The organism is Streptomyces musisoli, from assembly GCF_016741855.1.
In the GTDB taxonomy this organism is placed as follows: domain Bacteria; phylum Actinomycetota; class Actinomycetes; order Streptomycetales; family Streptomycetaceae; genus Streptomyces; species Streptomyces musisoli.
Genome location: NZ_JAERRH010000015.1, coordinates 1 through 23,154, shown reverse-complemented (window position 1 = coordinate 23,154; position 23,154 = coordinate 1). Strand labels below are relative to the sequence as shown.

At 67.8% G+C, this 23,154-nt stretch carries 21 protein-coding genes and 4 pseudogenes; 13 read left to right on the top strand and 12 right to left on the bottom strand.

The window, feature by feature from the left end:
- Positions 1-46: 46 nt before the first annotated feature.
- Positions 47-406 (bottom strand): DoxX family protein, encoded by a 360-nt coding sequence (locus tag JK361_RS29980; protein WP_201824050.1) that lies wholly within the window; start codon positions 404-406, stop codon positions 47-49.
- A gap of 248 nt (positions 407-654) precedes the next feature.
- Here JK361_RS29980 and JK361_RS29975 point away from each other — a divergent pair, with 248 nt between their 5' ends.
- A complete protein-coding gene (locus JK361_RS29975) occupies positions 655-1,506 on the top strand; it encodes a LysR family transcriptional regulator (protein ID WP_307787349.1) in 852 nt (283 codons plus the stop codon).
- 130 nt (positions 1,507-1,636) lie between these two features.
- Here the strand turns inward: JK361_RS29975 and JK361_RS29970 are convergent, their stop codons facing one another.
- The gene (locus tag JK361_RS29970; protein WP_201824048.1) at positions 1,637-2,260 is read right to left on the bottom strand and encodes a DJ-1/PfpI family protein; all 624 of its coding nucleotides are present in this window, start codon (positions 2,258-2,260) and stop codon (positions 1,637-1,639) included.
- A gap of 88 nt (positions 2,261-2,348) precedes the next feature.
- Between JK361_RS29970 and JK361_RS29965 the strand changes: the two genes are divergently transcribed.
- Together JK361_RS29965 and JK361_RS42435 are read left to right on the top strand one after the other, a co-directional pair.
- Entirely contained in the window at positions 2,349-3,686 is a 1,338-nt protein-coding gene (locus JK361_RS29965) for an aminotransferase-like domain-containing protein (protein ID WP_201824041.1), read from the top strand.
- Positions 3,687-3,759: 73 nt separating this feature from the next.
- A pseudogene (locus tag JK361_RS42435) lies at positions 3,760-4,155 on the top strand (Clp protease N-terminal domain-containing protein); the annotation flags it as partial.
- Between the two features lie 232 nt (positions 4,156-4,387).
- Here the strand turns inward: JK361_RS42435 and JK361_RS29955 are convergent.
- A complete protein-coding gene (locus tag JK361_RS29955; RefSeq protein ID WP_201824040.1) occupies positions 4,388-6,589 on the bottom strand; it encodes a tetratricopeptide repeat-containing protein in 2,202 nt (733 codons plus the stop codon).
- Positions 6,590-6,701: 112 nt separating this feature from the next.
- Between JK361_RS29955 and JK361_RS41525 the strand changes: the two are divergent.
- Together JK361_RS41525 and JK361_RS29945 are read left to right on the top strand one after the other, a co-directional pair.
- Positions 6,702-7,115 (top strand): annotated as a pseudogene (locus JK361_RS41525) (glycosyltransferase); the annotation flags it as partial.
- Positions 7,116-7,313: 198 nt separating this feature from the next.
- On the top strand, positions 7,314-7,685 hold the full coding sequence (locus JK361_RS29945) for a hypothetical protein (protein WP_201824030.1): 372 nt from the start codon (positions 7,314-7,316) through the stop codon (positions 7,683-7,685).
- A 509-nt stretch (positions 7,686-8,194) separates the two neighbouring features.
- Here the strand turns inward: JK361_RS29945 and JK361_RS29940 are convergent.
- The 4 genes from JK361_RS29940 to JK361_RS29925 form a co-directional block, all read right to left on the bottom strand.
- Complete coding sequence (locus JK361_RS29940; protein WP_201824310.1) at positions 8,195-8,884, bottom strand: esterase/lipase family protein; 690 nt, start codon at positions 8,882-8,884, stop codon at positions 8,195-8,197.
- A gap of 325 nt (positions 8,885-9,209) precedes the next feature.
- Positions 9,210-9,995, bottom strand: coding sequence for an MBL fold metallo-hydrolase (locus JK361_RS29935; protein ID WP_201824028.1), 786 nt, complete (start codon positions 9,993-9,995; stop codon positions 9,210-9,212).
- A 62-nt stretch (positions 9,996-10,057) separates the two neighbouring features.
- Entirely contained in the window at positions 10,058-11,053 is a 996-nt protein-coding gene (locus tag JK361_RS29930; RefSeq protein WP_201824026.1) for a GlxA family transcriptional regulator, read from the bottom strand.
- Between the two features lie 244 nt (positions 11,054-11,297).
- Entirely contained in the window at positions 11,298-12,209 is a 912-nt protein-coding gene (locus tag JK361_RS29925; RefSeq protein ID WP_201824024.1) for an ETEC_3214 domain-containing protein, read from the bottom strand.
- Positions 12,210-12,470: 261 nt separating this feature from the next.
- Here JK361_RS29925 and JK361_RS29920 point away from each other — a divergent pair.
- Positions 12,471-13,288, top strand: a pseudogene (locus JK361_RS29920) (IS5 family transposase).
- On the opposite strand, the gene JK361_RS29915 reads toward JK361_RS29920, so the two are convergent.
- Positions 13,285-14,850: an oxidoreductase gene (locus JK361_RS29915; RefSeq protein ID WP_201824022.1), complete on the bottom strand. Its 1,566-nt coding sequence runs from the start codon at positions 14,848-14,850 to the stop codon at positions 13,285-13,287. The pseudogene JK361_RS29920 and the gene JK361_RS29915 overlap by 4 nt on opposite strands.
- Positions 14,851-15,099: 249 nt before the next feature.
- Here JK361_RS29915 and JK361_RS29910 point away from each other — a divergent pair, with 249 nt between their 5' ends.
- Positions 15,100-15,861, top strand: a complete 762-nt coding sequence (locus tag JK361_RS29910; RefSeq protein ID WP_201824020.1) for an SMI1/KNR4 family protein — start codon at positions 15,100-15,102, stop codon at positions 15,859-15,861.
- Here JK361_RS29910 and JK361_RS29905 read toward each other — a convergent pair.
- Together JK361_RS29905 and JK361_RS42685 are read right to left on the bottom strand one after the other, a co-directional pair.
- A complete protein-coding gene (locus tag JK361_RS29905) occupies positions 15,832-16,359 on the bottom strand; it encodes an IS5 family transposase (protein ID WP_201824018.1) in 528 nt (175 codons plus the stop codon). The genes JK361_RS29910 and JK361_RS29905 overlap by 30 nt on opposite strands.
- On the bottom strand, positions 16,256-16,540 hold the full coding sequence (locus JK361_RS42685) for a hypothetical protein (RefSeq protein WP_372448753.1): 285 nt from the start codon (positions 16,538-16,540) through the stop codon (positions 16,256-16,258). Before JK361_RS42685 ends, JK361_RS29905 begins: the two co-directional genes overlap by 104 nt.
- Before the next feature lie 715 nt (positions 16,541-17,255).
- Here JK361_RS42685 and JK361_RS42175 point away from each other — a divergent pair.
- The 3 genes and pseudogenes from JK361_RS42175 to JK361_RS29895 all read left to right on the top strand — a co-directional run bounded on the left by JK361_RS42175 (position 17,256) and on the right by JK361_RS29895 (position 18,767).
- Positions 17,256-17,456 carry an SCO3870 family protein gene (locus JK361_RS42175; protein WP_222996131.1) on the top strand — a complete coding sequence of 67 codons (201 nt, stop codon included), beginning with the start codon at positions 17,256-17,258 and terminating at the stop codon, positions 17,454-17,456.
- Positions 17,457-17,959: 503 nt separating this feature from the next.
- Positions 17,960-18,151 (top strand): annotated as a pseudogene (locus tag JK361_RS42430) (ATP-binding protein); the annotation flags it as partial.
- 22 nt (positions 18,152-18,173) lie between these two features.
- Positions 18,174-18,767 (top strand): hypothetical protein, encoded by a 594-nt coding sequence (locus tag JK361_RS29895; RefSeq protein WP_201824016.1) that lies wholly within the window; start codon positions 18,174-18,176, stop codon positions 18,765-18,767.
- A gap of 379 nt (positions 18,768-19,146) precedes the next feature.
- Here the strand turns inward: JK361_RS29895 and JK361_RS29890 are convergent, their stop codons facing one another.
- Positions 19,147-19,929: an oxidoreductase gene (locus JK361_RS29890; protein ID WP_201824014.1), complete on the bottom strand. Its 783-nt coding sequence runs from the start codon at positions 19,927-19,929 to the stop codon at positions 19,147-19,149.
- 77 nt (positions 19,930-20,006) lie between these two features.
- A complete protein-coding gene (locus tag JK361_RS29885; protein ID WP_201824012.1) occupies positions 20,007-20,585 on the bottom strand; it encodes a TetR/AcrR family transcriptional regulator in 579 nt (192 codons plus the stop codon).
- Positions 20,586-20,765: 180 nt separating this feature from the next.
- Between JK361_RS29885 and JK361_RS41515 the strand changes: the two genes are divergently transcribed.
- From JK361_RS41515 to JK361_RS29875, 3 genes are all read left to right on the top strand, one after another.
- Complete coding sequence (locus tag JK361_RS41515) at positions 20,766-20,888, top strand: hypothetical protein (protein ID WP_307787347.1); 123 nt, start codon at positions 20,766-20,768, stop codon at positions 20,886-20,888.
- Positions 20,889-20,998: 110 nt separating this feature from the next.
- Positions 20,999-21,937 (top strand): SRPBCC family protein, encoded by a 939-nt coding sequence (locus JK361_RS29880; protein WP_201824010.1) that lies wholly within the window; start codon positions 20,999-21,001, stop codon positions 21,935-21,937.
- Positions 21,934-23,109 carry a zinc-dependent alcohol dehydrogenase gene (locus tag JK361_RS29875; protein ID WP_201824008.1) on the top strand — a complete coding sequence of 392 codons (1,176 nt, stop codon included), beginning with the start codon at positions 21,934-21,936 and terminating at the stop codon, positions 23,107-23,109. The genes JK361_RS29880 and JK361_RS29875 overlap by 4 nt, the downstream gene beginning before the upstream one ends.
- Positions 23,110-23,154 lie beyond the last annotated feature (45 nt).

Sequence of the window (23,154 nt, the reverse complement as noted above, 5' to 3'; positions counted from 1 at the left end):
ATTGGTTTGCCGGCAGGCGCATCCACCGGTCGTGAACGGTGCTCGATCACAGCCCGCTGGCCAGCCAGATGGTCGCGGCGGCGGTGGCCATGAGCCCGAGGTTGAGTGTGATCCGGCGGTCGTCGCCGGTCAGGTGGACGGCGACCGCACAGATCTGAAGGAGCAGGAAGCCGGTGGCCGCGGCCGGCGCCAGCGAGGCAGCGATGCCGGTAAGCGGCGGCAGGATCAGTCCGGTCGCGCCGAGCATTTCGACCGCACCCAGCGTCCTGACGACGGGCATTGGTACGCGGTCGACCCAGGCCATCATCGGTCGGAGTTGATCGCCGCTGCGGACCGCCTTCATCGCGCCCGCGTAGAAGTAGAAGAGGGCGAGAAGTCCCGCGACGATCCAATAGGCGATGTTCATAGTTCGCGTTCATGGGCCACCGGTTCGCGGGGCCCAGTCGATTGCGTCGATTGCCGGAAGAACCCTGGAGAGGGCCCGGCCCGTCGCCCGAGGGGCCCGGACACCGAAAGGCGAACGGCGCCGCGGCCCCGCCGGTCGGAAGGGGTGGTCTTGGCTTCTTCGGTCATGCTCACGAGTGCACCGCCCGGGCCTTGTCAGTGTCCAAGACCTATCCCGCGGTGCCGATACCTGACGGGTATCGTTGCAGCGTGGAGCTACGGACCTTGCGCTACTTCGTGGCGGTCGCCGAGGAACTTCACTTCGGCCGGGCCGCCACCCGACTGCACATGAGCCAGCCCCCGCTGAGCCGGGCGATCAAGCAGTTGGAGGCCGAAGTCGGGGCCCTGCTGTTCACCCGCTCGCCTGCCGGTGTCGCGCTCACACCGGTGGGCACGGTGCTGCTCGACGAGGCGCGGGCGCTGCTCGACCATGCCGACCGCGTCCGTGTACGCGTGTGCGCCGCGGCCGGCGCCACGACCCTCACCGTCGGCCTCCTGGGCGACGGCACCGACCCGGGGGTGACCAGGCTGGCCGACGCCTACCGTCGGCGCCATCCCGGCATCGACATCCGCATCCGCGACACCGATCTGACCGACCCGACGTGCGGGTTGCGTGCCGGACTGGTCGACGTCGCCTTGACCCGAGCGCCTTTCGACGAGACCGCCCTGACGGTGCGTACGCTGCGCGCAGATCCGGTCGGCGTGGTTCTGCGCGCCGATGATCCGCTGGCCCGCTGCGAACGGTTGCGGCTGGCAGAGCTGAGCGACCGCCGCTGGTTTCAGTTCCCGCAGGGAACCGACCCCAGTTGGCAGTCGTACTGGAACGGCGGCAGGCCGCGCGAGGGCCCCGTGGTGCGCGCCGTCCAGGAATGCCTTCAGGCCGTGCTGTGGAACGGCACGGTCGGCCTGGCCCCGCTCGGACACGACCTGCCCGCGGAGCTGACCGTGGTGCCGTTGGTCGACATGGCGCCGAGCCGAGTGGTGGCGGTGTGGAACGAAGGTGACGCCAACCCGTTGATCCGGTCCTTCGCCGAGATCGCGACAGCCGCGTACCACCACTGAGCACCGGCAGCCGGTGCTGCCACAGCTCATGAACGATTCGAACGCTGCCGCCCTCGTGCCCGCCCCCTAACTCGTCCTCACCCTGGTGCGGCATCGCTGGCAGAGCTGCCGCTGCTTGCCACTGGTCGTTTCAGGCGAGTGCCGGTGCGGGGGCGGGCAGGTAGGGGGTGATGTTGCGCCACGCGCGCTCGATGTATTCCTCCTTTTCACCGACCGGGGCGACATAGTGCAGTGCGCTCTCGGCGGCGTCGTTGCCCTCGAGGCGGGCGATGATCCAGGCGGCGAGGTAGTGCGAGGCGAGGCAGCCGCCGGCGGTGGCGATGTTGTCCCTCGCGTAGAAAGGCTGGTTGAGCACCTCGACGCCGGCGGCGACGACCCAGGGCTTGGTGGTCAGGTCGGTGCAGGCGGGGATGCCGTCGAGCAGGCCGAGCTTGGCCAGCACGAGCGCACCGGAGCACTGCGCCGCGATCAGTTGGCGCGAAGGGTCCAGGCCGCGCAAGGTGTTCATGATCGCCCGGTCTTCGACGACCTCGCGGGTGGCGATGCCACTGCCGACGATGACGGCGTCGGCGGCGCACGCCTCCTCAAGGGTGGACATCTGTTCGATGACGACCCCGTTCATCGAGGTCACCTTGGGGCTGGGGGTGGAGATGGTGACGCGCCAGTCGTCGGTCTTGATGCGGTTGAGGACACCGAGCGCGATCAGGGAGTCGAGTTCGTTGTAGCCCTCGAAGGTGAGGATGGCGATGTGCACGGCGGCTGTCCTTCCCGGTGAGTGGGTCCTGACGGTAAGAGCACACGTACAGGACAGTCAAAGAATTGTCATGGATACAATTCGGTGCGTGGCAGCCTCGCGGTACAAACTCCTGGTCGACGCACTCGCATCCGACATCAAGGCAGGCCGGCTCGCCGCAGGCGTGCGGTTGCCGACCCACCGCGGGCTCGCCGCACGCGAGGGCATCGCCGTGGTGACCGCGACCCGGGTGTACGCCGAGCTGGAAGCGCTGGGCCTGGTGAGCCGGGAACAGGGCCGCGGCACGTTCGTACGTGACATCGCGGTTCCCGCCGGTCACGGCATCGATCAGCAAGTCGTCGCTACAGACGCGGTCGACCTGAACTTCAACTATCCGTCGCTGCCCGGCCAAGCCGACCTCCTACGACAGGCACTGCGAGAGGTGGCCACCTCCGGCGAACTCGACTCGCTGCTGCGCTACCAACCTCATCGAGGGCGTCCCCAGGACAGGGCCTCGATCGCACGGCACCTGAGGCGTCGGGGAATCACTCCGGACGCGGACCAGATCCTCATCGTCAACGGTGCGCAGCACGGCCTGGCCATCACCGTCATGGCCGCACTCAACGCCGGCGACGTCGTCGCGGTCGACGCCCTCACATACCCGGGTTTCAAGGTGCTCGCGCACGCCTTTCATCTCGACCTGGAGCCCATACCCACAACCACCGACGGGCCGGATCTCGACGCCCTCGAGAAGCTGTGCGCGACCCGCCCTGTGCGCGCGATCTACACCATGCCGACCTTGCACAACCCTCTGGGGTGGGTCATGCCGGCAACTGACCGCACCCGTCTGATCGAGATCGCTCGGCAGCACGGTTCGCTCATCATCGAAGACGCCGCCTACGCCTACCTGGTCGAGGATCCCCCACCGCCGCTGGCTGCCAGTGCACCGGACATCACCGTCTACGTCTCGGGACTGTCCAAGAGCATCGCCACCGGCCTCCGGGTCGGCTTCGTCGTCGCCCCACCGTCCAGGGTGCCGTCGCTCGAACGCGCGATCAGGGCGACCACCTGGAACACCCCGGCCCTCACCACCGCGATCGCCTGCCGCTGGCTCGAGGATGGCACGGTGGAGCACTTGGAAGCGCAGAAACGAGACGACGCCAAGGCCCGCCAAGCACTCGCCGGACAGGAACTGGCAGGCCTGTCACTGATCAGCCACCCCTCGTCCTACTTCACATGGCTGACGCTGCCCGACGACGCACGTGCCGATCGCCTGACCGCCACCCTCGCGCGTGAGCACATCTCGGTAAGCACCGCAGAGCCCTTCACCACCTCCAAGCACACACCACAGGCGCTCCGCCTAGCTCTCGGCTCGACCGATCTGGACAGTCTCCAGGCGTCGCTGCGCACAGTGCGACGAGTCGTCATTGACGATGCCTACGCCTGAACTCCCGTGACCGTAACGACACGTCAATGGGCCGGTTGCACCTCGAACAGCACGGCGGCGGCATCTTCGAAAGGTCAAACAGGCAGCAGTGCAGCACCGCGACAACTACATCGGCACTGAGCACCTGCTCTGGGGACTGACCGAACAGGACAACAGCGCCACCCAGCTCCTGCGGTCCGCCGGCGTCTCACCGGAGACGGTCCACAGGTCCGTCGGCACGCGGCTGAGCATGGGCGCCTCCCAAGCAGCCGAACGCATCGCATGGACGCCCTACTCCCGCAAAGCCATCGCCATCGCGGAGGCACGGTCGAAGCAGAACGGCTCCGAGCACATCGACTGCGACGACCTGCTGATCGGCCTTGCCCAGGTCGGCCGCGGAGTGGCCGCCGACGTCCTGAGCGAGGCCGGCTTCGACCCAGCCGCCCTCAACGCCACGACGGCGGACACCGACTCGTCCCGGAACGGCTGACCACCACCCACTGCACCAATTCCCAAGAGGCCGCCGACCTCACGGCCGGCGGCCCCTCATGGCTCGTACTCCCCGATCTCCCCACACCCTTCAAAACCAGATCAACCGAGGAGGAAGAGCAGCTCTGGCCGAATCCAGGAAGTCCCATCAGTGCTCCGTGCTCACGTCACTGTCCCATGCCCGACGACACACACAGGCCGGCCCGACGACGGGCCTTGGCGGGCCCAGCTCCTCAACGCATTTGGAAGCAGGCCAGGTCGCCCCGAGCAGCAACGGTGTCGGGATGGTCGGTTCCGAGCACCCTTGCCAAGTCGGGCAACAGTCGTTCGAAACCCCGCACGGCATCGTCTGTGTTTCCTGCCTTCCCTTCCATGAAGTGCAGGTTGTTTCGGGTACGGAGACTGTCGGGGTGGTCGGGGCCCAGCACTCTCGTCATGTCCCGAAGCAGCGCGGCGCTGGCCGCTGCGGAGCCTTCGGGGTCCCCTGCCCAGCCTTGCCACCACGCGAGGTAACTGCGGGTCCGCAGAGTGTCGGGGTGATCCGGTCCCAGTATGCGCAGTCGCCCGCCGAGTACCTCGGTGTAGGTGGCCGCGGCGCCGGCAGGGTCTCCTGTCTGGCCGCGCCACCAGGCCAGCGTGGCATGGGTGCGCAAGGTGTCGGGGTGGTCGGCCCCCAGCACTCTGATCATGTCCTGGAGCAGCGCAGCACTGGCCCTCGCGGCGCCGCTCATGTCTCCCGCCCAGCCCTGCCACCAGACGAGGGCTCCATGAGTGCGCAGGGTATCGGGGTGATCGGCTCCTAATGCGCATGTCATGTCCCGGAGTAGAACCGCGTACGCGCCAGCGGCTCCGGACCGGTCTCCTGCGGCCGCCTGCCACCGCAGCACACGCCCTCGTGTGCGCAACGTGTCCGGATGGTCCGGCCCCCAGTGACGTTTGGCCGCAGCGAGCAGATTCTGCCAGTAGGCGATCGCGCCCGTGACGTGGCCGGCTTCGCCGAGGCTGGTACCGGTTCGAAACAGCACCTGGTGCGCATCGAGCCGGTACAGGGCGTCCGCAGCGTGGGCGGCGAGCGCGTCACTGTTGGCGCGAAGAGCCTGTCCCAGTCCGGTGTCGCGCTCGATCTCGGGCCAGCTGGCGAGGAGGGCGTCGGCCGCGATGCGGGCGGTCTGGTCGTGCTGGTCCGGTGTGAGGGCGTCGCGTGTGGCGCGCTGGACGAGCTGGTGGACGCGGACCGCGGCTTGGGGGGTGGTGGGGGTGTGCTGGATGAGGCTGAGTCGGCGAAGGGCGCTCAGGGCGGTGAGGACATCGCGCTCCGGCACTTCTTCCTGGTCTTGTGTCACGACGCTCGGCGGGCGGGCGGGCTCCGGTGCGGGAACATCGGGGCGGGTGCGGTGACGGGCCAAGTAGACGCGGGCGGGCGGACTGGTCAGGACCGTGGCTGGAATGCCGTTGGCATCCATGAAGGCGGCGAGCTGGAGGAGAGGGCGCGCCAGCCCGGCCGGTGCCAGCTCGTCGGCACGCTCGATGGACACGGACCAGGTCGTGGCCACCGCCAACTGCTGCCCGTCAGGCAGAGCGTCGGGCGCGCGCAACGCGGTGGTCCGGTCGGCAAGCATCTGTCGGTAGTCGGCCGGGGTGACGCCGGTGTCCGTGAGATAGGCGGCGGCCTGGGACAAGGCCAGCGGCAGGTGTCCGAGGTCATCGGCGAGGGCGGCAAGCCGGTCGGGCTGCTCCATGTGGGCGGGCAGGGCACTGGTGAGATAGGCGAGGGACTCGGCCGGGGTGAAAACGCCGACCGGGATGAGGTGGCGGCCTGTGGTCAGGGCCGCGTCCTGGCGACGGGTGGTGATCAAGGTCCGGCCGGTGGGACTGGGAGGCGGCCACAGGCCGTTCAGGTCGTGGGGAACATTCAGGTCGTCCAGGACGACGAGCCACCGGCACGTGCCCTGACCTGCCTTGGGCTGTAACCAGGCCAGGAAAAGGTCTGCGGCCCGGGTGGTGTCGCCGGGGTCTGTGCCCAGTAGCTCGGCAGCGGCTCTCGCGTAGCCGCTGCGAATCTCATCGGCAGACGTGGCGGTGGTCCACACCAGCACATCCAAGTCGCCGACCTGCCAGGCGGTGCGGGCGTAGTGTGCGGCGAGCTGGGTCTTGCCGACACCGCCCAGGCCCACCACTACTCCTGCCGGAGCGGCCTGGGTGACAACCGCCGCGCCCCCGCCGGCGAGTGCTGAAGTCAGCCGGGCAACCTCGGCACGGTCCTGGAAACACGCCGCCTGCGGGGGAATCGTGCCGACCTGATGCGGCCACGACACCGGAGTACGCGGCACGGCGTTGATCACGTGCTGCACACCCACAACCGGGGCGTGGAACGTGCCGTCACGGAAATCGGCCAGATCCCCCCGTACCGCGCCGACCCCCGCGTCATCCTCCAAGGGCTGCATACCTTCCACCCCTATCCCCGGCCCGGCCAAACCGGCATTCCGAGCCTAACCTCCACCGGTCTGCCGACTCCGGCCCATGGCCGAGCTGTTACCCGGACACCGCGCCGGGCTGTCGCCTGAGCCGGCGGGCCGATACGACCTGGCCGGGTTCGTCGGCCCGGAGCTGCCGGATGTGCCGGCACTCGCTGATGTCGTGATCTCTCGCAGCGGTGCTGGAACGCCGGCAGAGCTGACCGCGCTGGGCAAGTCCGCGTTGTCCGTACCCCTGGCGCCGTCGGCGGGCGACGAGCAGGCGCACAACGCACGGCACCTGCAAGAGGCCGGAATCGGGATCGCGCTCGAAGGCGATGTGACGGCGGACCAGGTGCGCACCGCGTGGGGGCCGCTCCTGGCCGATGCGCACCTTCGGCGCCGAGGGCCTGGCCGACGTCATCCGCGCCTGCTGGCAGTCCCGCATCCGCGAACAGGCCCAACGACAGGCAGCCACCAGCACCGCAGAACAGGGGCGCTGCGCTGACCGACTCGGGGGTGGTAGTGGTAGTGGCTGGGGCGCCCGGGGGCGGGCGTTGGGCGCGTATCGAGCTCCGGTGCCTTCTGTTCCTCACATCCGGGCGTTTGGTCCAGTACGCGGCGGTCTGGGGGGTGTGTGCCCGGCAGAGTGGCGGTCGCGATGAGGTCCCGGTCGTCGGGGCATCACCGGACGTGAAGGAGCACGATGCGAGGCTTGAAGACTCTTGGGGCGGGCGCGTTGGCGGTGGCCCTGGTGTCAGGTGTCGGGTGGGCGGCGCAGGCGTCGGACAGCCGGGCGCCGGCCAAGCCGGAGGCGGCCCGTGCGGCGGCCGCGATGGTCGACGGATACCAGGTGGTGAAGCTGCCGAACGCGAACGTGCCGAACTTCCAGCGGCGGACGGTGTACTGCCCGGCCGGGAAGGTCGCCGTCGGCGGCGGCGCGGAGGCGCAGGGCAACGATGCGATCCTCGTCGGCTCGTTCCCGACGGACGACGGACACGGCTGGATCGCCCTCGGGCGTCAGAACGCGTACAGCAGCGTCGGGATCTCGGTGTACGCGATCTGCGCCAACGGCTGACCACCCCGCCCCCTGCTGCGCCCCGCCCTCCGTGGGACGGGGCGCAGTGCTGTCCGGGGTGGCCGGCCTCCCCGGACCTCGACGCGACACCGCTTCGGGTCTTGGGTTCTGACGGCGGTCGATGTCGAGGCTGCCCCGACGTCCGTCCGATGTGTTCCAGCAGCAGGAACCGCTGCCCTGGCAGCCGGCCCAGCCCAGCCGCCCGGGCGGGGTGTGATCGTCGGGGGTGTCGGCTCCGGCTGGTTGAAGGCGCAGGGCGGGCCAGGGCGGTGTCGTCGCCGCGGGGGGTCGAGGCGAGGTGGACCTTGCCCGGACGACGGCGGCCGGCTGACCGGCCGGGTGCCGCCCGGGCCAGGATTGATCGGAGCACTACCGATGACTTACCCGCCGGCCCGGCTGCGAGCCGGGGCCGCGCGGCCGGGACGACCAGAGCACTGGGGCCGACCGGGTTCGCTGGGGGCGTTGTGGCGTGCAGCCCCCGTCTCCTCGCGCACCGGTGTCATGACCGCCTACCTGCCTCCCGGTGCGACATGGTTCCTGACCTCCTGGTAGACGGCCGCATCGGTGAGGAGGGCGCTGTGTTGCAAGCATGACGTCATGGTGTTGAGTGCCCCCGCGAGGGCCACCGTGTCGGCGGGGGTGACGACGCTGTCGCACGAGGAGCGCCAGGTGGCGTAGCGGGTGGTTCCGGGCGTCTCGTCCCCGGCGTTGAGCTTGTTGAGGAACGACGATCCGGGCCGCATCTCGGTGCAGGAGGCCCCGCCGCACAAGTAGGCGGCGCCTGTGCCGTGGTTGGGGCCTGCCAAGGAAACCCACGCGTCGACTTTGGCGTCCCCTGCCAGGTACTTGAGGTAGTGGCGGGAGGAGAGGCCGCCCATGGAGTGGGTGACGAGGTCGACCTTGGCTGCGCCGGTGGCAGCCAGTACGCGGTCGATCTCTTGCGCCAGCTGGGAGGCGGTCGTCGCGTTGGACTGGTTGGTGGGGTAGCTCCACTGGTGGAGGCGGCCGGTCGGCCAACCGTCGGCGCGGAAGCGTTCGGCCATGGTGTTCCAGGTCGAGCCGTCGCTGTTCCAGCCGTGTACGAAGACGACCGGATCAGGCACGGCCGCCGCGTGGGCGGCCATCACCGGCGCAGCCATCGCCGCAGGAAGGAGCGTGAAGAGGGAAGCGAGAGTGCTCGCCCGGTACGCGTACCGCATGGTCAAGTTCACAGGCAGCGTTGTAGCGTCGACGAACCGTGCCGCAAGCACCGCACGCCATCCCTCGCCCAACCGGCCCCCCCGCTTCACTCGAGGAACGTTTCCCCAGCTCTGGGTTCCACGCGCTTCACAGCACACTGCGAAGGGCCAACGCGCTGCGGCTCCCTCCTTCCGCCGTTCCTTTGCCGACCGCGTTCCGTTGCGCGTGCGCCCGGAGGCCGGCGGCCCTGCTACCCGGGCCACGGTGCGACTGCACGCCGATACCCACCGGCCAGCGCCGCCCCCACGACGGTGAGGGAGCTGTGGCACGGCCTTGGGCTCGAGGCTAGGGCCACTCGGCACCTCGAGCCGGTTCGTCGTCCGGCTCCAGGGTTCTGACCCGTAGCTTTCCCCGTGCTGCGAGGCGGGCGAGCCTGCGCTGTTCAGCCGTCGCCCAGCGGTCCGCCCGGACCGGGTCGAGGGGGGTGCCGTGGCCGACGTGGAGCCGGGTGGGCTTGAGGGCGAGCATCGCGCGGAGGCTGCCGAGGTTGGCGAGCGGGTCGTCGTGGAAGGGCGGGTTGGCGGGGCGGCCCTTGATCAGGCCCATGAAGGAGTTGGCGATGAGGTCGCCGGCCACCAGGTCGCCGTCGTCGGTGAGGACGGAGACGGAGCCTGCGGTGTGCCCGGGGGTGGGGATGATGCGGGCGTCCAGACCGAAGTCCGCGAGGCCCCTCTCGCCCCGCAGGAGGATGTCGGGTTCGAAGGGTTCGGCCTTTTCGTGGAGTTTCGGGTTTCGGGCCATGAGCCGTCCCATCGGTCCGGTGGGCAGGTACGGTTCGCGGGCCCGGCCGGTGCGGTAGGGGCCCAGATCAGCGGTGTGCGCGGCGATCGGGGCGCCGGTGAGGCGGTGCAGTTCGGCGGCGGAGCCGAAGTGGTCGATGTGGCCGTGGGTGACGACGACGAGGCGGACGTCCTCGGGGTCTACCCCGTGGGCGGCGACCTGCTCGGTGATCCGCCGGCCGCTGCCCGGCGTTCCGGCGTCGACGAGAATCGGGTGCCGGCCGAGCAGGAGATAGGCGTTGACGGCTCGCCGGCCCAGGACGGGGATCGGGACGACCTTGGTACGGGACAAGGGAGGTGTTCCTTCACGAATAATTGGGGTGTGCGGGCGCGACCGCTGTTGCGGTCTGCGGTTCAGCGGGCGGCTGCGTGGGGCCGAAACCGGCGGCGGTACTCGGCCGGGGTTGCGCCCAGCCGACGGCGGAAGGCCCGGTGCAGAGTCTCGACCGATCCCAGTCCGCTGGCGGCGGCGACGTGGGGCAGGCTGTGCGCGGACTCCTCCAGAAGGCGGCGGGCTGCCTCCACCCGGATCGCCTCCAGGTAATCGGCCGGAGTGCGGCCGGTGCAGTCGCGGAAGACTCGGGCGAAATGGCGCACGCTCAGGTTCAGGCGGTCGGCCATGGCCTCGACCGAGATCCGCTCGGCGAGGTGGTCGTCGAGCCAGCGGCGGAGTTCGTCGATACGGTCGTCGGCGTTCGCCTGAAGAGAGAGCGGCACGCTGAATTGCGTCTGCCCGCCCGGGCGTTTGACGTACATGACCATGGCGCGGGCGGCGTCGAGGGCGATGGCCGGGCCGTGGTCCTCGGCCACCATGGCGAGCGCGAGGTCCAGGGCGGCGGTCACGCCCGCGCAGGTCCACGTCCGGCCGGCGCGGATGAAGATGGGCTCGGGATCGACCGCGACGTCTGGATGGTGTGCGGCCAGTTGGTCCGCGGTGAGCCAGTGGGTAGTGGCGGGCAGACCGGTGAGGAGTCCGGCCTCGGCGAGGAGATGGACGCCGGCGCACACGCCGCCGACGCGCCGTGCGGCCGGGGCCGCCGTGGCCAGCCATGCGACGACGTCAGGATCGGTGACGGCCCGGTACCTGCCGTCGACGTTCTCCATGGCGCCGGCCACGAGGAGGGTGTCGACGCCAGGGCTCACCTCGGCCAGCGACCGCTCGGCGACCAGGCTGATCCCGGCGGCGGTGGGCAGCGGGCCGGCCTGCGTGGTGGCGATCTCGACCCGGTAGGCAGGCGCGTCGCCTCCCACCAGGCGGGAGGCGACGGAGAAGACCTCCGCCGGGCCGGTCACCTCCAGCAACTCGACCCCGGGGAAAGCGGCGATGACGACGGTGCGCGGTGCGGGCATACCCCGATCCTTCCGCCGACCGGACCGTGTCCGCAATGACAGGGTTCTGTCAGATCCGGCCATCGGAACACGGCCCTGACTCGTACTCCGACCACCTCATCCGTCGGCTACGGCATGGCCTCCGGCAGATCCAGTACCCCAGCAACATCATCGACGGATGCCTCGCCGCGCGACCGGCTCACATTGACGGCACGCCTTCCACCTCAGTAGCTGCTATTAAGATCCGACGCGAGGAGTCGATCACTCAGGGGGGACCGTTCCAGGGCAGCTTTGACAAATTGGGGGGGATCAGCATGGGGTTCGCGCCGATCTGCTCAGGATAGACGTTGAAATCAACGGTAGGAGCTGTTTCGGCATAAGTATTGACGGCATACTCGGACATGAGATCCTGGCCCATCTTGTCGAGCTTTTCGCCGGCCACCGTAAGGGCATATCCTCCGGTATTGAAACGTTGCACCTGGCGATTGAACCAATTTAGCCAGGCGTCACTGCGATGAGTCGGCTTGATGGCCCTCCACGGGCACAGGTTCGTGACCCCCCAAGCGTAGGACCTGTTGATGGAATAGGCATTCCATGGCTTGATCGCGAAATAGTACTTCGGTCCCATGGATCCGCTGTAATTGGCTTTCACCGTACCTGCATCGCGAATCGATGAAAATGCTGATGAAAATCCCGTCTTGTTCAATGAAACCGTCGTGTTTCTATTGTGTTGGTCATCCCAGTAAGTGAAGGAGGGATTGAAGTCCGAGTTGCAGGATGTGACAGCGTACGCGACCACACGGTTGTGCGGATCCGTCACGGCGTCAACCCAGTATTCACCGCGAGGCTGGAAAGTACTCTGGGTGAGATTCCCCAGGCTCGTCTTGTTGATCGCGATCTGGATGGACGGTCGTCCCAGCTGCTCTGTAAATTTGTCGAGGGTGTATCCAGCGTGGAGCTTGGCGAGCTTCGCGTACTCGCCAGCTTGCCAATCGAAGTGTTGCTGATACCAGTGTCCGCCGGTGACATACGCCGTGATAAAAGTACTCACCGCTGTGACGGCGCTACTGACGTAGAGAACTACGACCAGCGCCAGATTGCGTTCGGTCAAGCTTTTGAAGCGCTCACCAAGTGTAGGTTTCCCTCCCTGCTCTTGCTCCCCTTCGCTCTCGCCCATGGGGCATGTTTATCCCGCTGTGGTGTCGCACGCCACCTAAGATGGGCCGAATGTGGGAGTGCGGATGGGAGTCTGAGCCCGACGCCTTTATGTCAGCTCAGCATGTTCATTGCTCTCCGGGGCAGATCCCACCCTGCGGATACCTCATACGTTTGGCAGAACCGCGACGATCACCAACTCGTCCGCCCGTTAGAACTCCTAACAAAATGATCTCTGAGGTGGTTGGATACCTCTCCGATCCTGGTGATCTGGGAGTGGGGAGTGGCGCGTCCCAAGCCATGGGATGTCGACGACGAGCTGTGGGCGGTGATCGAGCCACTGCTGCCCAGGGTCGAGCGTCGAACCCGGCATCCCGGGCGCAAGCGGCTCCCGGACCGGATGGTGTCCAGGGCATCCTGTTCGTCCTGCACACTGGGATCGCCTGGGAACACCTGCCGCAAGAGCTCGGCTTCGGCTCAGGCATGACCTGCTGGCGGCGCCTGGCCGAGTGGACCAAGGCCGGGGTGTGGGCCCGGCTGCACGGGTCCTCCTCGGTAAGCTCCGCAGCGCGAACGCCCTGGACTTCTCCCGGGCAGCCGTCGACGGCTCTCACATCCGGGCGTTAAAGGGGGAGCCAAGACCGGACGAAGCCCCGTCGATCGGGGCAGGACGGTCACAAGCACCACTTGATCACCGACGCCACCGGCATCCCTCTCGCCGCTTCCTTGACCGGCGGCAACCGTAACGACGTCACCCGGCTGATCCCACTGCTTCAGGCGGTGCAACCAGTGCAGGGTAAGCGCGGCCGGCCACGACACCGCCCGGACGTGGTGCTGGCCGACCGCGGCTACGACCACGACAAGTACCGTCGGCTGGTGTGGCATCTTGGCGTGAAGCCGCTGTTCGCCCGCCGCGGCACCGAGCACGGCTCTGGCCTGGGCACCCACCGCTGGGTCGTGGAGCGCGCGTTCGCTCACCTGCACTGGTTCCGCCGCCTTCGGATCCGCTGGGAGATACGCGACGACATCCACGAAGCGTTCCTCACCCTGGGCTGCGCACTGATCTGTTGGCGACGCCTGCGCTCAGCTCTTGCCCGCTAGTTCTTCTGCAGGGTGCGGCTGACACCCGCGATGACGGCGGTCGTCAGTACCCAGCCGAAGGCGATCAGCAGGTAGGCCAGCCACTGGAGGCTGTCGTTCGACCAGTACCAGGTCGTGCGCTGCCCCAGGCCCCCGATGGGGATCAAGAGGTCGAGTGTGTAGACGAGGGGCTGGAAGGGAGCGCCTTGTCCTCGTTGGACCGGGTTGGGGGAGGCAGTGCTGAAGGCCACCGTGCCCAGCAGGATCAGCGCGAGGAGCCAGACGCCGGCCAGCCAGGGGCGGTAGCCGTAGCCGACGGTCATGTCGAGGAGATGGCCCCATGCGCGGGCTGCCCGGGACAGTGTGCGGCGCCGGTGACGTTGTTTGGCGAGGAGGACGCGGCGGGCGTCGTCGTCGTGCCCGGCCTTGCGGTACCAGGCCGCCAACTGCTCGTACGGTTGCGGGTTGTAGCCCGGGCTGCTGCGTATCCATGCCACGCGTCGGGATACGGACTCCCGGTCGCCCACGGCCTCGTGGCGCTCGTCGTTCGCGTCCGCCGTCTTGATGGAGCCGTAGACGAAGCCGTCCAGCTCCACCCTGTCCGGCCAGCTGTGCTCGTTCTCGTGGAGGTACGACACCTGGGCGCCCCGCAGGTCGAGGGTGCCGGACGGGGGTCGGGCGAGGGTGAGATCGAGGTCGACGGCTTGCAGATGCATGGCGATCAGGGCCGGGGCGTTTCCGTCGTCGGTGGGCGGGCCGTTCAGGACGGCTCCGTCGAAGGTCACGTTGTCCCTGACCTGGGTGCCGCGCAGCCGTACCGTGCCGTTTGCAGTGAATCCTTCGGAAAACTTGAGCGACGAGGCCGTGGCGTTGTCGAGGGTGAGGGCCACGCCGCGTGGGCCGGGGCCTTCCAAGCGGGCTCCCTGCATGACCAGGGTGCCCGGCAACCGCGCCCCCATCAGTCGGACTTCCCCGTATGCGACGAACCCGTTTCGGCAGAAGACACCCCCTTCCATGGCCAGGCCACCGGCCGACAGGGCCCACCCGTCGGGTGCGATCAACTCGGCCCCGTTTAGGAGCAGTGCGCCACTCACCCGGGCGTCGGTGAGCGACAGGGCGGTGCTCAAGCGGTTGAAGGGTGTGGGGGCGCCGCCCTCCACCACGGAGTGCCGCAGGGAGAAGTTGCCTTCGATGCGGGCCGAGTCGGCCTCGATGCCCGGTATCCGACTGTCGGTGAAGACAAGGGTCTGCGTCGACGCGCCGAGGAGATTTACCGCCTCCTCGAACCAGCATGCCTCCAGCCAGAGGGCATGGGCGATCTGCGCGCCGGCCAGGTCCAGGCGTCCGGAGATCCGTGCCCCTGTGAGCCTCAGACGCGCCACCGCGCCCGGTTGCCCGGTGTTCGCGCCCAGCAACAACGCGGCGATCACCGCCGCCCGCACCGTCCGCTCGGGTCCCCAGCCTCCGCCGTCGGCGACCCGGTCCTCCTCCGGCGTACCCGTACGCAGGTCCACCCTTCGCCCCTCGGGGAACGCGTCCCACAGCTCACGCTCAGGTGAAGTCAACTCATCGTAGGAAAGCACCCATGCAGAGTAGTGATCTTCCTTCGTGCTCGCCTGGCCCACCACAGGCGAATCGGAGGGAAACCCATTCTGTTAGGAGTTCTTAGAGCTCGTATCACGATCTTGGAAGTGATCGTCGAGGGATGGCGATCGTCGGATCCATGCTGGCCGCTCTGGTGAGCTGCCGACCGTTACTGGAGCGTCGCTCTCCCATGGGTGGCCCGATGGCTTCTCGGTGCTGCGGCTCAGGCTTGGGATACCTTGCGTGGCATGAGTGGCAGCTTCGACGTGGCCGAGGCTCTGGACGGCGGGATTTCCGATCGGGAGCGGACCTGGGCATTCATCCGCAGTTTTGCTGGTGCTTGGGGTGATCCGTTGACCGAGGACGACGGCACGCCTGGGGCGGAACTGGTGCAGGCGGAGGCGGTGCTCGGCTGCTCGCTGCCGACTGCGCTGCACGAGTTCTATACGCTCGCCGGAGCCCGGACCGACCTGGTCGCCAACCAGGATCCACTGCTGCCGCCTCACGAGATGTTCGTGCATGACGAGTGCGGCGGTGTCCTCGTATTCCGCAGCGAGAACCAGGGCTGCGCCTTCTGGGGCATGCGCCTTACCGACCTTGACCAAGACGATCCCCCAGTGCTCGTCCAGGCGCGGCACGGCTGGGTGCCGTTCATGGACCGGGTATCCATGGCCTGCGTCGAGCTCGTACTGAGCGAGGCGCTGTTCGGCGGCGGGGGACGGCTGTACAACGCCTGCGAGCTGCCGGGAGACCTGCTTGATGCGGTGCCCGAACACTTTCAGCGGATCCAGTTGCCGGACTACCCGATGTGGACCGGTCCGGAAGAGTTTCCCGTGCGTTGGTTCTCTGCCCCCGGCAAGCTGCTGCGCCAAGACGGCCTGGGCGTCCACAGTTGGCTTCACGTCCGGGGCCGGACACGCGCCGATTTGGATGCGATCTGCGAGATCGTTCCTGGACGGTGGTCCCTGGGCTACACCGAGTCACTCAGCTCCGAGCCGCCGCCCTTCTGACCTGCTGCGGACCTTCTTGAGACGTCTCCAGCAAATCAGGCCGCAGGCAAGTGAGACGAGGGCGTCGTGCAGGTCGAGGCGTCTTTCCCAGCGGACGGCCAGGCGCTTGAAGTGGTGCAGGAGCGAGAAGGTCTGCTCGATGACGTAGCGGAGTTTGCCCAGCCCCTTGATGTTTGGGGAGCCCTTGCGGGAGATCACCGGCAAGATTCGCCGCCTGCGTAACTCGCGCCGTTTGGGGTTGCTGTCGTAGCCCTTGTCGCCCAGAAGGGCGTCGGGGCGCTTGCGCGGACGGCCCGGCTTGCCGGCCACGGGTGGGATGCCGTCGACCAGGGCCAGGATCTGGGTGACGTCGTTGACGTTGGCCGCGGTGGTGATGACCTTGAACGGGGTGCCGTTACCGTCGCAGATCAGGTGATGTTTGCTGCCCGTCTTCCCGCGGTCGACCGGTGACGGGCCGGTGGCTACTCGCCCCCTTTTTCGCGCGGATGTGGGAGGCATCCACGCAGGCCCGCGTCCAGTCCAGGGCGTCGGCCGCGTGCAGCTCCGCGAGCAGGAGACGGTGCAACTGGTCGAAGACACCGGCCATGTGCCAACGGCGCAGTCGACGCCAGCAGGCATGTCCGGAGCCGAACCCCAGCTCCAACGGCAGCAGTTGCCAGCTGATGTCGTCGTAGAGCACGTACGGGTACGTCCTGGACGGGTTCAGCGTCGGGTCGGCCGGGTGGGGGAGTTTGGGCGGTCACGGCCGGCGGCCTTGTGGCTGCGGCGCTGATGCCGGGCGGGGTGTGGCGCAGGCCGTGGTCGAGGTGCACGTGGTAGCGGGCGGCGGTGAGGATGTCCCCCGCCCGGGACGCGTGCCCGTGCTCGCAGCTCCGTCCCAGGTCGAACGGCAGGCAGACCCGGTGACCGGCAGGGCCGGCTCGAAAAGGGACCCGGCGCCTGGCAGGACTTCGTGGGCGAACGCGTCGACCGCTACGGTGACTTCCACCCCGCCATCTTGACCGCGGACGATGCGGATCATCCATTTCCACGCCGAGCGGCTCAGCGCGAAAGCGCCGAGCACATAGGTCGGTTGATGGAGGTGTTCCCGGGCGCCGGTCTCGCCCGGTCGAGTGCCCCCTGAGCCGGCGGCATGCAGGCGTGCTGACCTTCTCAGAGGACTGCACGACCGGGGCGGTCCGCGGCTCGGTCTCGTCGCCTGACCGCTGCCACCGGCGCCGCGGTCGGTCGCTGCGGGTGCCTGGCAGCGGACGGCCGAGGGCCGGCGCCAGGCCGGTGCCGGCTTGCACTGACCTTCGGGTACGCCGCGCGTAGTCCTCGGCCGCCTTTGGGAGTTGACGGCGTGTACGTAGACTCGGTGGCGACCAGTCGTCTCGCAGTTTGGAAGAAGGCCAATGGCGAAAATCCCGTTCGGTTCCCTGTCTGCCGCTATCGCGATGCTGGCAACGGCGCTGGGATTCCTCACGTTTCAGCTTCGCGCAAACGGATACGAGCAGTACGTCGAGTCCGTGGCCAACGCTAGCGTCGTCATGTACGTCACCGCAGCTTTGGTTGTGGTGACATGGGTCCGCGCCCGTCGGCCGTACTCAGACTGAACCCACCGACGACAGCCGGCGGCGAACACCGGGGTGCGCCAGATGAACCTCTGCATCGGTGACCTCTGACGCCTACCCCTACCTTCCGTCACCTCCTCGCCCATGGCTGCCACTTCCGGTCGTAGGTCTGTATCCGACTACGTCGCTGGTGTGAACCTGAAAGCTCTTGGTGGTCTCGCCGGCGGTCCTGTGGTGGCAGCCCGGGGGTGGGACCGGTATCCCGTGGGGTTTGCCGTGCTCGGTTGGTACCGGGGTGTTGCCGGTGCCGTGGTGTGCTCGTGTCCGGTCCGGTTGGCGATCCCGTCGTAGACCTTCAGGCGCTGTTCCAACTTCACGGCGAGGTCGACGTCCGGCAATGACGTGCGTGGCCTCCCGGGCGGTTTCGAGGCATCCACCGTCGGCAGGGCCGGGGTGTCGGGTGCCGGGGATGGGCGCCCACTGTCCCCTATGACCGGGTGATAGCCGCCTACGCCGTCGAGCGGATTCCGTGGGCCTGGGTGGCCAAGCGCTACGAAAAGGGCTCGACCATCCTGACCTTCAGCGAATGGGGACAGGTGGTCGGCGACGAGGTGCTGGCCACCGCCATCCTCGACCGCCTCCTCCACCACTGCTGAGTGATCTCCATCAACGGTCCCAGTTACCGGCTCAAGAACCGCCTCGCCGCCATCGAACGAGAGCGGGACGACGCAGCCTGACAACGTGGTCGACAATGACCGCATGGATGTCACTGAGCTGCTCGCATCGGCTTCCCTCCTCGTCCCGGAAGAGGTCGCTACCGAGAACGACATCTCGGTGCAAGACGTCTGGGACTATCTCGCCGACGACGAATGGCAGATCGCGCTGAACATGCTGGAGGAGCTCGGAGACGGGCAACCGCTGCCCTTGACGTTCTGGGAGCAGCTTGCCGAGGCGGCTGAGCAACTCGGCCTTGAGCGGAGCGTGGCTTGGTGCCACTGGCGGTGTTCCGAGATCCGAAACGGAATGATCCGGGCGGATCTGACGCTTCGTTCATCCTCGGAGGCCCGACGGACACCAATCTCCGGTCACGGTGTTCTGCGACCCATGTGGGACATCGGGAACCTCTCGCCGACCGGGGGTGTTGCGGTGAGCATCGCAGGGCTCTGGGTCGAGGACATGCCCTTTCTGGAGCCTGGCGGCCGGGCTACCGTCCGCCTCGTTCCTCTCACACCCACTCACTGGACGCATGTCCAAACCGGCCAGCAGATCAACATGCACGAGGACCGGATCGTGGCCGGCACCGCAGTCGTGCTGGAGGTTCACCTCCCCACCCCCGCCATGCCCACGAGATGACGCCGACCGTCCCGCCCTCACGCTGGTGCAGATATCTCCGTACTCGGTGGAGCAGTCACAGGAATACGTCGACATGCGGTTGAGTACACCGAGCGCATCGGGGAGTTGAGCTCGTTGTAGCCCTCGAAGGTGAGGATGGCGATGTGCACGGCGGCTGTCCTTCCCGGTGAGTGCTTCCTGACGGTAAGCCGAGTCGGAGCCCACTCGTCCCAATGAGTTCGGCGTGCACCGCTTTGATTTTGAGGCTCTCTCACAGCTTGGCCGGAGGATCCTGCCTCACTATCGTGTCATGTCCTATGGCGGTGGGGGAGGTGACCTCGTCCTCACCGTCATTCACCGTCATAGGAATCAGTCCGGCGCTTCCGGCGTTTTCTCTGGCTCAAAGCGTCTTGACCGTGCCGCCGTCGATGACGTGATCGGTGCCGGTGATGTTGCCGGCGACGTCAGAGAGAAGGAATACGATCAAGGCCGCCACTTCTTCGGGTTCGGTGATCCGGCCGGTGGTGATGCCGAAGGCTTCCGGGATCCGCTGAAGAAATGCGGCGTGCTCCGCCCCCACTCCGGCCGCCACCTTGCCGCCGAAGCCGTCGGGATCCTCCCAGATGGAGGTGCGGACCACTCCGGGGGAGACGGTGTTCACGCGCACGCCTTGGGGCCCGAACTCCTCGGCCAGTGATTTGCCCAGCGCAGTGAGCGCTGCCTTGGCCGCGCTGTAGGCGACCGGGCCGGCTGCGGGCAGCCGGGAGTTGATGGAGGAGACGTTGACGATCGATCCGCTGCGTTCGATCAGGCTGGGCAGGGCTGCGCGGGTGGTGCGAACGGCACTGAGTAGATTGAGGTCGAAGACGCGGGTCCATCGGGGGTCGTCGGTGTCGAGGAAGCCCAGAGGCTCTACGTCGTCTCCGGCCCCGACGTTGTTCACCAGCAGGTCGATGCCCCCCAGTTCGATGAGGGCGCTGTCCATGAGCGTAATGACGCCTTCGGCAGTGCTCAGGTCGGCTGCAATTGTGTGCGCGCCGGTTTCCTTCAGCTCAGGTGTGATGGTGCGGGCCGCACCGACGACATTGACGCCTTCGGCGGTGAGAGTGCGGACCGTGGCGAGCCCGATCCCCCGGCTGGCACCGGTGACGACGGCCGTCTTGGCAGTGAGGTTGAGGTCCATGACCCTCCAGTTCTTGAACTTTAGGTACAAAATTTGGGTAGCGCTCGCTCCGGACCGAGCGAGCGCTGCGGTTCGGATCAGAGGGAGTCGACTGTTGCGTCGATGACGCGACGAAGGCGATCAGGAGTCTCGGCAACGCGTGCCAAGAGCCGCAAGCCCACGACGGTGTTCAGTAGCAGGCTGCCCAGGGCCGCGGGGTCGCGTTCCGGTGCGATCTCTCCCGACCGCTGACCTTCTTCCGCCAGTGCCCGGAAGGCGTCTTCGGTCCGTGCGAACATGCGCTGGACGAGTTCGGTTGCCGCCTTGTCCGTCCCGGCGAGTTCCGCCGCGGCGTTCACGGCCATGCAGCCCCGACGGTCCGGGTCTGCGAGATCCATCTCGGCGAGAAATCCGAGCGTCCTGCGCAGGCGCTCCTTGACCGTGCCGGGCCCCTCGAACATCTCGATCAGAGCAACGGCCTGACTGTCTCGATAGCGGCGGAGCGCTTGCTCGAACAGAGCATGCTTGCTGTCGAAGGTGTTGTAGAGGCTGCCCTTGCCGATGCCGAGCGCGTCGACGAGGTCCTGCGGCGTGGTTCCGGCATATCCCTTCCGCCAGAACACTTCCATTGCCTGCTCGACGGCGGCATCCGGATCGAACTGCTTGGGCCTTCCCATGATCAGAACACTAGCACCATTCTTGACCTCAGAGTCAAGAACTCGGACCGCTTGCCCGCTCCCTCCAGCGCTCCCTTTCAGGTGAAGGATCCAGGGCCGGCGAACCGCGTCGATGCCCCGGCGTCGCCCAGGACGTAAAGGCGATCAGGGGCCGACACGTCGCAGAGGCCAGCACTCGTCGTGGTCGACATCGCGGCAGCGGACGACGACACCGCCTTCGTCTTTCAGGAAGCACTCGTCAAGCTCAGGGCGCGCGTCCGCGCCGCGACCGGACGGCTGCGCGTGTCCGGCGACGGAAGTTGAGGATTGGGTGCGGGCCACGCGGAAACTCCCGTGTTATCCGCTATGCGTGCTTGACCTTCTCACTCAAGTGGTCCGCCTTCCGTTCACCTCACCGCACGTGGGGAGCACTCATGAAGACAGACATCCACTCCACCTCCCGTCTACGACACGATCCGCTCGTGCGTGGCCTGGGCTGGGCCAGTGCGCTCCTGGGCGTGCCCCAGGTCGCCGCTCCGGCCGGCTTCGCCCGGGCCTTGGGCGTGGACGGCGAATTCCGGCACCGTTCGGCCACGACCGCCGTCGGTGTGCGCGAGCTGGCGGCGGCGACCGGGTTGCTGGGACGGCCGCATCCGGCCTGGCTCTGGGGCCGCGTCGGCGGCGACCTCATGGACCTGACGATGCTGGCCCGGGCCCTGAAGAACCACAACGGTCGTGGCCTCGGCCGCACCATTGCCGCGACCGCCGCGGTCACCGCCATCACGGCCACGGACGTCTACGCGGCCGTGACCCGCACCCGTAGGAGCACCCCCATGGAACTGACCGCGACCACCACCGTCGCCCACCCCCCGGACGAGGTCTACGCCCTCTGGAGGGACCTGGAGCGGCTGCCGGACTTCATGGCGCACCTGGAGGAGGTGCGCGTCACCGGCCCGCGCACCAGTCACTGGCGGGCCAGCGCGCCCTTCGGCAAGGCGGTCGAATGGGACGCCGAAACCACGCAGGAGGTTGCCGGCCAGCTGATCGCCTGGCGCTCGGTGGACGGTGCCGACATCGACAACTCCGGCGAGGTCCGCTTCGTGCCCGCCCCTGGCGGCCGGGGCACGGAGATCCGGGTGACCCTGCACTACGACCTGCCCGGCGGAGCGCTGGGCAAGGCCGCGGCGCGCTACTTCGGCGAGGAACCGCACCAGCAGCTGGACGACGACCTGCGCCGCTTCAAGCAGATCGCGGAGACCGGCGAGGTCGTCCGCTCCGAGGGCGCACCCGGCGGCAAGCGGGCCCGCGGCGAGTTCCCGCAGCACCCGGCCCGACCGCTGACCGAGGAAGAACTGAAGGAGGCCCTGGCATGAAGGCGAACTGCTGGACGGGACGCAACTCGGTCGAGGTGCAGGAGGTACCGGATCCGTCGATCCTCAACAACCGCGACGCCATCGTGAAGATCACCTCCACGGCGATCTGCGGCTCCGACCTTCATCTGCTCGACGGCTACGTCCCCACCATGGAAAAGGGCGACATCATGGGCCACGAGTTCATGGGAGAGGTCATCGAGGTCGGCTCCGGCATCAGCGACGGCAAACTGCGCGTCGGAGACAGGGTCGTCGTGCCCTTCCCCATCGCTTGCGGCGCCTGCGCGTCCTGCCGCGCGGAGCTGTACTCGTGCTGCGAGAACACCAACCCCAACGCCGGTATCTCGGAGAAGTTCTTCGGCCATCCCACCGCCGGGATCTACGGCTACTCCCACCTCACCGGTGGCTTCGCCGGCGGCCAGGCCGAGTACGCCCGCGTGGTGCTCGCCGACGCCAACGCCCTCAAAATCGAGTCGGACCTCAGCGACGAGCAGGTGCTGTTCCTGTCCGACATCCTGCCGACCGGGTACATGGGCGCCGACATGTGCGACATCCAGGAAGGCGACGTCGTCGCCGTCTGGGGCGCCGGTCCGGTCGGCCAGTTCGCCATGGACAGCGCCCGGGTCCTGGGCGCGGAAAAGGTCATCGCGATCGACAAGGAGACCTACCGGCTCGACATGGCCGCCGCCCAGGGCTACACCACCATCAACTTCGAGGACACCGATGTACGGTCGGCACTGCTCGAACTCACCGGCGGCCGGGGCCCCGACAAGTGCATCGACGCGGTCGGCATGGAGGCCACACACGGCGCCTCCCACGTCCACCTCTACGACCGCGCCAAGCAGGCGGTCCGCTCCGAGACCGACCGGCCGCACGCCCTGCGCCAGGCCATCCTGTCCTGCCGCAGCGGCGGCGTGGTGTCGGTCATAGGCGTCTACGGCGGACTGATCGACAAGTTCCCGGCGGGTGCCTGGATGAACAGGTCCCTGACCCTGCGCACCGGGCAGTGCCATGTGCACAAGTACATGAAGCCGCTGCTAGGCCTGATCGAGGAGGGCAAGATCGACCCCACCCGGATCATCACCCACCGGCTGCCCCTGACCGAGGCACCGACCGGCTACGACCTGTTCAAGAACAAAAAGGACCACTGCGAGAAGGTCGTCCTCACACCCTGAGGAAAGCACCGATGAACGGTCGGCTCCCCGCCTCGCCCGGTGCTC